At 61.3% G+C, this 12423-nt stretch carries 10 protein-coding genes; 9 read left to right on the top strand and 1 reads right to left on the bottom strand.

Annotated elements, in window-relative coordinates:
* Positions 1-92: 92 nt before the first annotated feature.
* Genes H0Z09_RS10230 through H0Z09_RS10220 form a run of 3 tightly spaced genes read left to right on the top strand, consistent with a single transcriptional unit; the run spans position 93 to position 3125 of the window.
* Positions 93-650 carry a cupin domain-containing protein gene (locus H0Z09_RS10230; RefSeq protein ID WP_186690187.1) on the top strand — a complete coding sequence of 186 codons (558 nt, stop codon included), beginning with the start codon at positions 93-95 and terminating at the stop codon, positions 648-650.
* An 11-nt stretch (positions 651-661) separates the two neighbouring features.
* Positions 662-2008, top strand: a complete 1347-nt coding sequence (locus H0Z09_RS10225; RefSeq protein WP_186690185.1) for a glutamine synthetase — start codon at positions 662-664, stop codon at positions 2006-2008.
* A 19-nt stretch (positions 2009-2027) separates the two neighbouring features.
* Positions 2028-3125 (top strand): DNA alkylation repair protein, encoded by a 1098-nt coding sequence (locus H0Z09_RS10220; RefSeq protein ID WP_186690183.1) that lies wholly within the window; start codon positions 2028-2030, stop codon positions 3123-3125.
* A gap of 355 nt (positions 3126-3480) precedes the next feature.
* Here the strand turns inward: H0Z09_RS10220 and H0Z09_RS10215 are convergent, their stop codons facing one another.
* Entirely contained in the window at positions 3481-4374 is an 894-nt protein-coding gene (locus H0Z09_RS10215) for a LysR family transcriptional regulator (protein WP_186690181.1), read from the bottom strand.
* Between the two features lie 129 nt (positions 4375-4503).
* Between H0Z09_RS10215 and H0Z09_RS10210 the strand changes: the two genes are divergently transcribed.
* The 6 genes from H0Z09_RS10210 (at position 4504) to H0Z09_RS10185 (ending at position 12366) form a co-directional block, all read left to right on the top strand.
* Positions 4504-6171: a GMC family oxidoreductase N-terminal domain-containing protein gene (locus tag H0Z09_RS10210; protein ID WP_186690179.1), complete on the top strand. Its 1668-nt coding sequence runs from the start codon at positions 4504-4506 to the stop codon at positions 6169-6171.
* A gap of 116 nt (positions 6172-6287) precedes the next feature.
* Complete coding sequence (locus tag H0Z09_RS10205) at positions 6288-7913, top strand: MFS transporter (RefSeq protein WP_238340220.1); 1626 nt, start codon at positions 6288-6290, stop codon at positions 7911-7913.
* 229 nt (positions 7914-8142) lie between these two features.
* Positions 8143-10092, top strand: coding sequence for a DNA topoisomerase III (locus H0Z09_RS10200; RefSeq protein WP_186690177.1), 1950 nt, complete (start codon positions 8143-8145; stop codon positions 10090-10092).
* A gap of 131 nt (positions 10093-10223) precedes the next feature.
* Entirely contained in the window at positions 10224-10664 is a 441-nt protein-coding gene (locus tag H0Z09_RS10195; RefSeq protein WP_076955121.1) for a CBS domain-containing protein, read from the top strand.
* Between the two features lie 8 nt (positions 10665-10672).
* Positions 10673-11518: an NAD-dependent protein deacetylase gene (locus H0Z09_RS10190; RefSeq protein ID WP_186690175.1), complete on the top strand. Its 846-nt coding sequence runs from the start codon at positions 10673-10675 to the stop codon at positions 11516-11518.
* 518 nt (positions 11519-12036) lie between these two features.
* Positions 12037-12366, top strand: a complete 330-nt coding sequence (locus tag H0Z09_RS10185) for a hypothetical protein (RefSeq protein ID WP_186690173.1) — start codon at positions 12037-12039, stop codon at positions 12364-12366.
* The last annotated feature ends 57 nt before the right edge of the window (positions 12367-12423 follow it).

Raw genomic sequence — 12423 nt, 5'->3', positions numbered from 1 at the left:
CCGGTGAGCGGCGAGCGGCCTTCGTGGCCCGATTGATTGCAGGCGTGAAATTAATGCTGTATTTTTTCATGAAATTTTTAGATATTAATTTCATGACACCTACAGAAGAACTCGCCGCCCTCGCCACGCTGATCCACGACCTGCGCAAACACAAGAAACTCACCCTCGCTCAACTCGCGCAAAAAATCGAGCGTTCGGTGGGTTTTTTGTCCCAGGTGGAGCGCGGCCTGTCGCAGCCAACCGTGGCCGACCTGACCGCCATCAGCCACGCCCTCGACGTGCCCACCACTTATTTCTACAGTTTGCCCAAACCCAAGGCAGTGGACTGGGTCACCCGCCCCGACGAGCGACGCACGGTGTATTACGCCAATGGCATCACCGACATTCTCGTCTCGCCGAGCATGAACGGTGCCTTTTCGATGCTCGACAGCCTGTTGGCCCCCGGAGCCAACAGCGGCGAGCACACCATGAGCGACCGCGCCGAGCAGGCGGGTTTCGTGCTGGAGGGCGAGTTGACGCTGTGGGTGGAGGGTGAAACCGACGCCGTCACCCTCGGCCCTGGCGACAGCTTCCACCTGGCCAGCTTCGCCCATTGCCGCTACGCCAACCTGACTGACCTGCCCACCCGCGTGCTGTGGGTCTACAACTAGGAGCAACCCCCGTGAAAAACCCTTGTGCCTCGCTACTGGCCGAAGTCCGCACCTTCCGCCAGCTCCATCCCGAGGTGCGCTATGTCGACCTGATCGCCCTGGACATTCCCGGGCATTTCTACGGCAAGCGCTATCCGATCGACATGCTGGAAAAGGTCGCCGCCGGCAGCCCGTTGAAACTGCCGCAAAACGCCGTGCTACTGGGCGCCCAGGGTGGTTTGTTCAAGATTGGCGACTATTGCTTCAACGACGGTGACCCGGACGCCAACCGTCGGCTGGTGCCGGGCACGCTCAAGCCGGTGAGCTGGGAATCCCAGCCATTGGGGCAGATGCTGATCACCTCGGATGGAACCGAAACCCCCATCGAATTCGAGCCCCGCGAAGTGCTGGCCAAGGTGCTGGAACGCTTGCAGCACAAGGGCATCCACCCGGTGGTGGCGTTCGAGCTGGAGTTCTATCTGTTCGACAAAAAACTCGATAACGGCCAGCCGCAATTCGCCCGCGACCCACTGAGCGGTGATGCGGACGATCAACCCAACCTGCATATCGAACGGCTGTCACGCTTCAGCGAAGTGCTCGATGACATGGCCCGTACCGCCAAGGACCAAGGCATCGATATCACGGTGATCACCGCCGAAATCGGCCCCGGCCAGTTCGAGATCAACTTCGGCCACGACAGCGATGGCCTGCGCGCCGCCGACTGGGCAGCGCTGTTCTGTCGCAGCACTCGCGGCGTGGCGCTCAAACATGGCTACCGCGCCAGTTTCATGGCCAAGCCCTACCTGCAACACCCCGGCAGCGGCATGCATGTGCATGTGAGCCTGTACGACGGCGCGGGCAACAACCTGCTGGCGGCCCACCAGCAACAGGCGCTGCGCCATGCGGTGGCCGGTTGCCTGGAATTGCTGCCCCATTGCATGCCGATCTTCTCGCCCAACCACAACGCTTTCCGCCGCCTGGGCGCTACAGTGAATGCGGCGACCCGCGCCAGCTGGGGCTTTGAAGACCGCGACGCCTGCGTGCGCATCCCCGAGTCCGACCCGCGCAACCTGCGCATCGAACACCGCCTGGCCAGTGCCGACGCCAATCCGTACCTGGTGCTGGCCGCCATCCTGGTTGGCCTGGAACATGGCCTGCAAGCCAAGCGCGACCCCATCGCGCCGCTGAATGAAGACAGCACCAGCGGCACCGACTTCCCCTTGGAAATGCTCGACGCCGTACGCGCCATGCAGCATCAGCCGGTGTTGCGCGATAAGCTGGGCGCTGAATTTGTCGACGTGTACTGCGAGAACAAACGCCAGGACCACCTGGCCTTCCAGCAAGAGATCCATGCGCGGGAATATCGCTGGTTTCTCTGACACCCCCTATGGAATCACGATGACTGACCAAAGCGCTCCGGCCCTCAAGGAAATCTTCAACGTCGAACGCCTGCACCATATCGCCGACGAGATGACGGCGGTGTACCCGGCGTTCGACGCCAAGGGTTTCCTGCAGCACGCCAAGGCCGGGCTGGCCGAGCTGTCGGTAATGCAGCGCATGGCACGGGTCAGCGAGAGCCTGCATGCGGTGATACCGCTGGATTACGCGCAAACCCTCAAGCTGCTTTATGCGCTGGCACCCCGCCTGAACAGCGCGTTTGTCAGCCTGTTCCTGCCGCACTTCGTCGCGAGTTACGGGCGCGACGATTTCGAGCGATCCATGGCCGCGCTCAAATACTTCACCCCTTTCGGCTCCGCCGAATTTGCCATCCGCCCGTTTTTGCTGCTGGACTTGCAGCGCACCCTGGCGGTGATGCAGGCATGGTCGCTGGACGCTAACGAACACGTGCGCCGCCTCGCCAGCGAAGGCTCGCGACCGCGCTTGCCCTGGTCGTTCCGCCTGGCTCAGGTGCAGGCCAACCCTGAGCTGTGCGCCGCGATCCTGGACAATCTCAAGGCCGACCACAGCCTGTATGTGCGCAAGTCCGTGGCCAACCACCTCAACGACATCACCAAGGACCACCCGGACTGGGTGCTCAGCCTGATCGAGAGCTGGAACCTGGAGCACCCTCACACGGCCTGGATCGCCCGCCATGCACTGCGTAGCCTGATCAAGCAAGGCAACAGCCGCGCGCTGACGATCATGGGCGCCGGGGCCAGGGCCGAGGTGACGCTTCATCAGCTAAGCGTGACACCGGCGGTGATCAGCCTGGGGGAACGGATAAACCTGTCGTTCTCGCTCGAGTCCACCGCCGCCGCCCCACAGAAACTGGTGGTGGATTATGCGATCCACTATGTAAAAAGCGCCGGCCATAGCGCCGCCAAAGTCTTCAAGCTCAAGGCGTTCACGCTCGGCGCGGGCGAGCATCACAGCCTCCGGCGCGAGCAGCATATCCGCGAATTGACGACGCGCCGGCATTATCCGGGCAGGCATGTGGTAGAGGTGTTGGTGAACGGGGAGTGTTTGGGCAGCGCCGAATTCGAACTGCGAGCCTGACTCGATGCAAGCAACGCCACAATCCCAATGTGGGAGCTGGCTTGCCTGCGATAGGCATAGGTATCTACACAATTTTCGTAGGCTGGCGAATCTCCCTGTAGTGAGCGGGCTTGCCCCGCGCTGGGCTGCGAAGCGGCCCCAATGATGACACCGCCGAGTTCCAGAGGGAACCGAGCCGCCTGGTTTGGGGCCGCTTCGCAGCCCAGCGCGGGCGGTGCGACGATTCGCCAAGCCCGCTCACTACAAAGATGTGTAGATACCTATGCTGCGATAGGGGTGGGTCAGCTTTCCTGTTCGGTTCTGACCCACCGCTATCGCAGGCAAGCCAGCTCCCACAATTTTGATTCGGTTTCAGTCAGCTCGATTCGCCTAGCAACAACCCCTGCTCCCGCGCACACAGTTCCACCACGTAATCCCACAACACCCGCAACCGCACCGACTTGTGCAGCTCCCGGCGCGAGCTGATCCAGTAGCTGCGCTCAATCCCTTCCTCCGGCAACAACGGCACCAGGGCGGGATCGCCTGCCGCCATAAAGCATGGCAGCACCGCAATGCCCAACCCGGAGCGTGCCGCCTGGTGCTGGGCGATCACGCTGGTGCTGTGGAACACCACCTTGGGGTTGCGGCAAAAGCTGCTGAGGAATTTGAGCTCCTGGCTGAACAGCAGGTCGTCCACGTAATCGATCCATGCGTGCGCGGCGAGGTCTTCGCGTTTTTCAATCGGTGGGTGGCGATCCAGGTAAGCCCGGCTGGCATAGAGGGCCAGGCGGTAGTCGGTGAGCTTGCGCGTGACCAATTGATCGACGCTTGGCCGTTCGAGGTGGATGCTGATTTCCGCTTCGCGGTTGAGGATGCTGACAAAGCGCGGCACGGCCACCAGTTCCACTTCCAGCCCGGGGTAGCGTTCGAACAGCCCGCCCATGCGCCCGGCCAGGAACATCACGCCCAACCCTTCGGCCACGCCCAGGCGAATCTTGCCCAAGGGTGCGGCGCTGTGGGTCAGTTCGTCTTCGGCCAGCAAAGCGACGTTTTCCATGGCTTCGGCGTGCTTGAGCAGGGCTTCGCCGGCAGGGGTCAGTTCATAGCCCTGGGCATGCTGGACGAACAGTGCGGTGCCGAGGCTTTTCTCGATGGCCTCGATATGCCGGGCCACGGTGGCGTGGGTGGTTTTCAGGCGTTGCGCGGCGGTGAGCAGGCGGCCACTGCGCTGCAACTCGAGAAAATACCGCAGGTCGTTCCAGTCGAACATGGTGCCTCCATTGCATGGCCTGGGCCGCGCTGTCTAAAAACGCACAGCAGCTGGGTAAAAACTAACATTTTTAAGACGAAAACTAACAACTAGGATGGAGCCAATAAGAAAAACAAGCGAGCCCCTCAGATGCCCATTGCAACTGCTGAATACGATTACATCGTTGTAGGCGCCGGCCCCGCGGGCTGCCTGCTGGCCAATCGACTGTCCGCCAACCCCGCTCATCGCGTGCTGCTGCTCGAAGCCGGCGGCCGCGACAATTACCCCTGGATCCATATCCCCGTCGGCTACCTGTTCTGCATCGGAAACCCGCGCACCGACTGGTGCTTCAAGACCGAAGCCCAGGAAGGCCTGCAAGGCCGTGCGCTGAGTTATCCGCGAGGCAAGGTGCTGGGCGGCTGCTCGTCCATCAACGGCATGATCTACATGCGCGGCCAGGCCCAGGACTACGACGGCTGGGCGGCCGAAGGCAACCCCGGCTGGGCGTGGAAAGACGTGCTACCCCTGTTCAAGCACAGCGAAAACCATTTTGCCGGCGGCTCTGAATTCCATAGCGACGGCGGCGAATGGCGGGTCGAGCAACAACGCCTGCACTGGCCGATCCTCGATGCGTTCCGCGATGCCGCAGCGCAGAGCGGCATCGCCTCCATCAACGATTTCAACCGGGGCGACAACGAAGGTTGCGGCTACTTTCAGGTCAACCAGAAGGCCGGCGTGCGCTGGAATGCGGCCAAGGCGTTTCTCAAACCGGTGCGTCAGCGTGCCAATCTCACGGTGCTGACCGAAGTCGAAGTGGACCGCGTGCTGCTGGAAAACGGCCGCGCCTCGCAAGTGATCGGGCACCAGCATGGCCAGCAACTGAGCTGGAAGGCTCGCAAGGAAATCGTGCTGTGCGCCGGCGCCGTGGGTTCGCCGGGCATTTTGCAGCGCTCGGGCATCGGCCCTTCCAGCGTGCTCAAACCCTTGGGCATCGACGTACTGCATGAACTGCCAGGCGTCGGCGGCAACCTGCAGGACCACCTGCAATTGCGCCTGATCTACAAGCTGGAAAACGCGCGCACCCTCAACCAGATCGCCGGCACCCTGTGGGGCAAGATGGGCATGGGCCTGCGCTACCTGTATGACCGCAGCGGCCCGCTGTCGATGGCGCCCAGCCAGCTCGGCGCGTTTGCCCGATCGGGTCCGGAACAGACTTCGGCCAACCTTGAATACCATGTACAGCCGCTGTCGCTTGAGCGTTTTGGCGAACCGCTGCACGCGTTCCCGGCGTTTACCGCCTCGGTCTGCGACCTGCGCCCGCAAAGCCGCGGGCGTATCGACATTCGCTCGGCCAACCCGGCGGATGCGCCACTGATCCGCCCGAACTACCTCAGCCATCCGGAAGATCTGCGGGTGGCCGCCGATGCGATCCGCCTGACGCGCCGCATCGTCGCCGCGCCGGCCCTGAGCCAGTTCAAACCCGTTGAGTATCTGCCGGGCGATTCGCTGCAGACCGAAGACGAGCTGCATGAAGCCGCCGCACGCATCGGTACGACGATCTTCCATCCAGTCGGCACCTGCCGCATGGGCAGTGACAAAGACGCGGTGGTCGACGCCCAACTGCGCGTGCATGGCGTGCCTGGATTGCGTATTGCCGATGCGTCGATCATGCCGCGCATCACCTCCGGCAATACCTGTTCACCGACGCTGATGATCGCGGAAAAGGCCGCGCAGCTGATCCTTTCGCCGCCTACTGTAGGAGCGAGCTTGCTCGCGAAAAACGCAAAGGCAGCGCATTCACTCAGGTTTCCCGCGTAATCGTTGATGATTTTCGCGAGCAAGCTCGCTCCTACAGAGGGCGATGTAGAAATAGCGGCGCCACGGTTGGCGCCGACAGTGGAACAACAATAAATAATCACTGTGAGGGCTACCCGATGTCAGAACATGCTCAACCCTTGGGCTCGGCGGTCAACACCGCCAGCATCCGCAACGACTCGAAAAAAGTCATCTTCGCCTCGTCCCTCGGGACGGTGTTCGAGTGGTATGACTTTTTTCTCTACGGCGCGCTGGCGGCGGTGATCAGCAAGCAGTTCTTTGCCGGCGTCAACGACACCACGGCGTTCATCTTCGCGCTGATGGCCTTTGCGGCCGGCTTTGTGGTGCGGCCATTCGGGGCGTTGGTGTTTGGCCGATTGGGCGACATGATCGGGCGTAAATACACCTTCCTGGTCACCATCATTCTGATGGGCGTTGCGACCTTCTGCGTCGGGCTGTTGCCGACCTATGCCAGTATCGGCATTGCGGCGCCGATCATCCTGATCGTGCTGCGCATGCTGCAAGGCCTCGCCTTGGGCGGCGAATATGGCGGCGCGGCAACCTATGTGGCCGAGCATGCGCCGGCCGGCAAGCGCGGCTTGCATACAAGCTGGATTCAATCCACCGCGACCCTCGGCCTGCTGTTGTCGTTGCTGGTGGTGCTGGCCTGCCGTTACTTCACCGGTGATCAGTTCGAGGTGTGGGGCTGGCGCATTCCGTTCCTGTTTTCCATCGTGTTGCTGGGCATTTCCACCTGGATACGTCTGAGCCTGCACGAGTCGCCGGCATTCCTGAAGATGAAAGAGGAAGGCAAAGCGAGCAAAGCACCGATCCGCGATTCCTTTGGTAAATGGGAAAACCTCAAGGTGGTGCTGATCGCGCTGTTCAGCATCAACGGCGGGCAAGCGGTGACGTTCTATGCGGCGCAGTTCTATGTGCTGTTCTTCCTCACCCAGTTCCTGAAGATGGACCCGGCCCTGGCCAACGTGTTGCTGATCATCAGCGTAGTGATTGGCGCGCCGTTCTTCATTTTCTTTGGCTGGCTGTCGGACAAGGTGGGACGCAAGCCGGTGTTGATGTTCGGCCTGCTGCTGGCGACCGTGCTGTACTTCCCGATCTTCAAGAGCCTGGCGCACTACACCAACCCGGCCATGGACCAGGCCAGCCGCCAGGCACCGATTACGGTACTCGCCGACCCGGCTACCTGCACCTTCCAGTTCGACCCGGTGGGCAAGGCGCGTTTTGACAGCCCCTGCGACAAGGTCAAGACCTTCCTGGTCAAGCAAGGCCTGCCCTACAGCAGCGCCGCGGCACCTGCCGGCAGCCCGGTGCAGGTCAGCGTGGGTGGAGTGCGTATCGACGGATTCGACGAAGCGGCCCTGCGCGGCGCAGTGACCCTGGCCGGTTACCCTTCTTCGGCGGATGCGGCCCAGGTCAACAAGGTCATGGTGGTGGTACTGATCGTGGCGCTGATCCTGATTGCCGCCATGTGCTACGGCCCGCTGGCCGCGCTGATGGTGGAGCTGTTCCCGACGCGTATCCGCTACACCTCGATGTCCCTGCCCTACCACATCGGTAACGGCTGGTTCGGCGGGTTCCTGCCGACCGTGTCCTTTGCTTTGGTGGTGTACACCGGCGATATCTTCTACGGCCTGTGGTATCCGGTGATGGTGACTGGGGTCAGCCTGGTGGTGGGGATGATTTGCCTCAAAGAAACGCGGCATGTGGATATCGATAACAACTGATCCTTCCTGGATTATTGGAGATCCCCTGTGGGAGCGGGCTTGCCCGCGATAGCGATGGGTCAGTCATTACAACATCGACTGAACCACCGCTATCGCGGGCAAGCCCGCTCCCACATTTTGTTTTTGCGGTGCTCACACAAATTGCTGTACATCCATACAGATAATAGTTGCCCAAACGTCTCTTACTAAGCATTCTGCACAGCATCAACCCCGATCTGATGTGACGACCATGCGGCTGTACCTCTGTGAAAAACCCTCCCAGGCCAAGGATATCGCGGCCGTGCTCGGCGCCAGCCGCCGGGGCGATGGCTGCTGGCTGGGCAATGGCGTCACAGTCACCTGGTGCATCGGCCACCTGCTGGAAACCGCTCCGCCGGATGCCTACGACGCCAAGTACAAACGCTGGGTGCTGGCCGACCTGCCGATCGTCCCGGACAAATGGAAGATGCTGGTCAAGCCCAAGACCGCCAGCCAGTTCAAGGCGGTCAAGCGACTGCTGGGGGAAGCCCAGGAGCTGGTGATCGCCACCGACGCCGACCGTGAAGGCGAGATGATCGCGCGCGAGCTGGTGGAGCATTGCCGCTACCGAGGGCCGATCCAGCGGCTGTGGCTGTCGGCACTGGACGATGCCTCCATCCGTAAGGCCTTGGCGGCGCTCAAGCCAGGGGCCGAGACCTTCAGCCTGTATCATTCGGCGTTGGGCCGCTCCCGCGCCGACTGGCTGATCGGCATGAACATGAGCCGCCTGTTTACCCTGCTCGGGCGTCAATCCGGCTATCAAGGTGTGCTGCCGGTGGGCCGCGTCCAAACGCCGACCTTGCGGCTGGTGGTGGACCGCGACCGCAGCATCGCCGATTTTGTGCCGGTGGCTTACTGGGCCATCGATGTCGACCTGCGCCATGAGCGCATGACTTTTACCGCTCAATGGCGTGCGGCAGAAGACGCCTGTGATGACCAGGGTCGTTGTCTCAACCCGCAAATGGCGCGGGACGCCGCTATGGCCATGGAAAACGCTGCTACCGCGCAGCTGGTGAAGTTGCGAACCGAGCGCATGCGCGAAGTGGCGCCCCTGCCCTTCGACCTGGGCACGCTGCAGGAAATCTGCTCCAGGAAACTCGGCCTCGGGGCCCAGGAAACCCTCGACATTGCCCAATCCCTCTACGAAACCCACAAGGTCATCACCTACCCGCGCAGTGACTGCGGCTACTTGCCCGTGAGCCAGCACACCGAGGCGCCGAAGATTCTCGCCGCGCTGGGCCGCGCAGATACGGCGGTTGCCGACCTGATGCCGTATATCGATCCCCAGCGCCGCTCCCGGGCCTGGAACGACGCCAAGGTCAGCGCTCACCACGGCATCATCCCCACCGGGGCCGGCAAAGACGTCGGCCAACTCACCGGCAAACACCGCGCGGTCTATACATTGATTCGCGCACGCTACCTGGCGCAGTTCCTGCCCAACCATGAATACGATCGCACCCAGGCGGATTTCGATTGCGCGGGCCAAGCCTTGCGCGCGGTCGGTAAAGTGGTTATCGAACCGGGCTGGAAGCGCGCCTTGCCCGAGGCTCTGGCGCCCATCAAGGGCCGTGAAGCACCGGCACCGCAGGCCCTGCCGATGCTGGTGCAGGGCCAGGGTTATGCGGTGGCCAAGGTCAACCTTAAGGACCTGTGGACCCAACCGCCAAAGCCCTTTACCGAAGGCGACCTGATCAAGGCGATGAAAAACGTCGCCAAGCTGGTGCAAGACCCGCTGCTCAAACAGAAACTCAAGGACACCACTGGCATCGGCACCGAGGCCACCCGCGCCGGAATCATCCAGGGCCTGCTCGACCGTGGTTACCTGGTGAAAAACGGCAAGGCGCTGTCGGCCACGCCGGCAGCGTTCAGCCTGATCGATGCGGTGCCACGGGCCATTGCAGACCCTGGCACCACCGCCATTTGGGAACAGGCGCTGGACATGGTGCAAAGCGGTGAGATGAGCCTGGAAGAGTTCGTCGCCAAGCAGGCTGCCTGGATGAGCAAGCAAGTGGCCCGCTGCAATGGCATGCGCATGACCATCACCGGTCCGGCCAGCCCGGCGGGTCGAGGCGCCACACCGTGGAAAAAGAAGCGCAAGAGTGCGCCACGCAAGACCGCAGCCAGCCCCAAGCGCGCGAAAAAACCGTCAAATGCCGGGTAAACACCGAAAAAATACGGCGAATGACGTTTTTCGACGGGTTTAACGCCGCTTTGGACCTTGCCGCGGCGTGGGCCGTCTAGGATTCTGTAGGGACCCGCTGAGCTTCTAACAACAACACCGGAGTGGCCGACATGAAAACCGTTGCACAAGTACTCAAAGCCAAGGACCAGAAAAACCAGGACGTCCACACCATCCAATGGGACCACACCGTGTTTGAAGCGCTGGTCCGGATGTCGGAGAAAAACGTCGGGGCCTTGCCGGTCGTCAAGGACGGCGTGGTGGTCGGGATCATCAGCGAACGTGATTACGCACGTAAACTCATCCTCAAGGGGTTGTCGTCGGTGACCACGCGGGTCGATGACGTGATGAGTTCTCCGGTGATCACTGTCGATACCCGTAAAACTGTCGATGAATGCATGAACATCATGACCGACAGTCACTTGCGCCACCTGCCGGTGGTCGAAGACGGCAAGCTGCTTGGCCTGCTGTCCATCGGTGACCTGGTCAAGGAGGCCATTGCCGAACAGGCTGACCTGATCAAACAGCTGGAGCAGTACATTCGCGGCGAATAGGGGAAACCATGCTCGACACGCTGGAACATCAGGAGCAACACCTCGACACCCTGCACCGGGCCATGGCCGAACGGCGCTTTCTGGTGCTGACCGGCGCGGGGATCAGCACGTCGTCGGGGATTCCCGATTACCGTGACAGCGAAGGCGTGCGTCGTGGCAAGGCGCCGATGATGTATCAGGAGTTCCTTGCCACTGCGCAGGCGCGGCGCCGTTATTGGGCGCGGGCGATGCTGGGGTGGCCGAGGGTCCGCGTTGCGCAGCCGAACCAGGCACACCTGGCGCTGGCGACGTTGCAGCAACGCGAGCGTATCAGCGCTTTGATCACGCAGAACGTCGACACCCTGCATGATCAAGCCGGTAGCCATGACGTGATCGAACTGCACGGCAGCCTGCACCGCGTGCTGTGCCTGGATTGCCAGTCGCGCAGCGCGCGCGATGCAGTCCAGCGACAGCTGGAAATCGACAACCCTCACATGGTGAAAGTCCAGGCGGTGCAGGCGCCGGACGGCGACACCTTGCTCGACCCCGCCTTTGAAGAACACTTCCGGGTCCCCCGCTGCCCCCATTGCGATGGCGAGCGCCTGAAGCCGGATGTGGTGTTTTTTGGTGAGAACGTAGCGCCCGCGACAGCGGCCCGGGCGATGGCGGCGGTGGAAAATGCGCAGGGCTTGCTGGTGGTGGGCTCGTCGCTGATGGCCTATTCGGCGTTTCGCTTGTGCAAGGCGATGGCCGAGCAAGGCAAGCCGGTGATGGCCATCAACCTGGGCAAGACCCGCGGGGATGAGTTGTTGCAGGTGAAGATCGAGGCCTCCTGCGAGCAGCTGTTGCCGCTGCTTGCTGCCCGGCTCGTATAGCGCAACAACACACATCCAATGTGGGGTTTTGTGCCGAATGGGCTACCCCGGCGCTACGACCGAGCACTCCAAAAAATGACGCCCAAGTCACCTTTTTACGCACCCTCCCGTCCCCACGCCAAATTATGTAGTGACCGAAAATAATCACTACATACTTGTTGACGTAACCTTTTAGTCCTTGCATGATCTAGACGTCTCCCGGATCGGGAGCGTTGGCAACAAGCGTTTTGAAAGAGCTCGTCTGACCGCCGAGCTGTTTTATCCGGATGTGCACTGCCCACAAGGCGGATTGATGAAGCTGACCGTCCTGAAAGGATCGGTACAAGGAGCTCGAATGCTGCTTGTCTTCGTTATGAAAGCATTGCGTAGCAGTTCATCAGCAAGACTACATGCATCAGGTTCAAGACCCTGCCCGTATTCGGCAGACCGTCGCTGACGCCCGGTTTTCGGAACCGGAGACAACTAAGCAGTTTTAACGAATCAATTGATAGATCGCCAACTGGTCAAGGGGCTTACACATGAATCTGAACAACCAACCAACTATCGATGAATTGGCTGAGATGTTCGCAGCGCAGAAAGACACACTCGACGACCATATCCTGTGGGTTGGCAAATCGGGCGAAGTCCAACTTGACTGCCTGGCGCCCCACACCGAAGAAGCCGAGTTTGACCGTAATAACCGTGAGCTGGCGGCGCGTCTGAAGATGTACCGCCGAGGCCAGGGTTATGTCGGCAAGAAGGCGGCTGCCGATCGTAACTTCATAGAGCACGTCTTCGACACACTTAACAACGCCTGGGCATCTTTTAAGGACAGCTCGCAAGTTAAAGTGATCGACCGCTACTACTAAGCAACGCACGACAGTAAATGTGGGAGCTGGCTTGCCAGCTCCCACACTTTTTGGCGA

This window comes from Pseudomonas sp. SWRI18, from assembly GCF_014268345.1.
In the GTDB taxonomy this organism is placed as follows: Bacteria; Pseudomonadota; Gammaproteobacteria; order Pseudomonadales; family Pseudomonadaceae; genus Aquipseudomonas; species Aquipseudomonas cedrina.
Note: the sequence above shows the minus strand (reverse complement) of the source record. Positions and strands in the feature narration are given on the sequence as shown.

What these genes read in the sequence shown, in the direction of transcription:
- H0Z09_RS10230 (WP_186690187.1), top strand. Translation starts at nt 93, where the DNA reads ATGACACCTACAGAAGAACTCGCCGCCCTCGCCACGCTGATCCACGAC.
- H0Z09_RS10220 (WP_186690183.1), top strand. Translation starts at nt 2,028, where the DNA reads ATGACTGACCAAAGCGCTCCGGCCCTCAAGGAAATCTTCAACGTCGAA.
- H0Z09_RS10215 (WP_186690181.1), bottom strand. Translation starts at nt 4,374, where the DNA reads ATGTTCGACTGGAACGACCTGCGGTATTTTCTCGAGTTGCAGCGCAGT.
- H0Z09_RS10210 (WP_186690179.1), top strand. Translation starts at nt 4,504, where the DNA reads ATGCCCATTGCAACTGCTGAATACGATTACATCGTTGTAGGCGCCGGC.
- H0Z09_RS10205 (WP_238340220.1), top strand. Translation starts at nt 6,288, where the DNA reads ATGTCAGAACATGCTCAACCCTTGGGCTCGGCGGTCAACACCGCCAGC.
- H0Z09_RS10200 (WP_186690177.1), top strand. Translation starts at nt 8,143, where the DNA reads ATGCGGCTGTACCTCTGTGAAAAACCCTCCCAGGCCAAGGATATCGCG.
- H0Z09_RS10195 (WP_076955121.1), top strand. Translation starts at nt 10,224, where the DNA reads ATGAAAACCGTTGCACAAGTACTCAAAGCCAAGGACCAGAAAAACCAG.
- H0Z09_RS10190 (WP_186690175.1), top strand. Translation starts at nt 10,673, where the DNA reads ATGCTCGACACGCTGGAACATCAGGAGCAACACCTCGACACCCTGCAC.
- H0Z09_RS10185 (WP_186690173.1), top strand. Translation starts at nt 12,037, where the DNA reads ATGAATCTGAACAACCAACCAACTATCGATGAATTGGCTGAGATGTTC.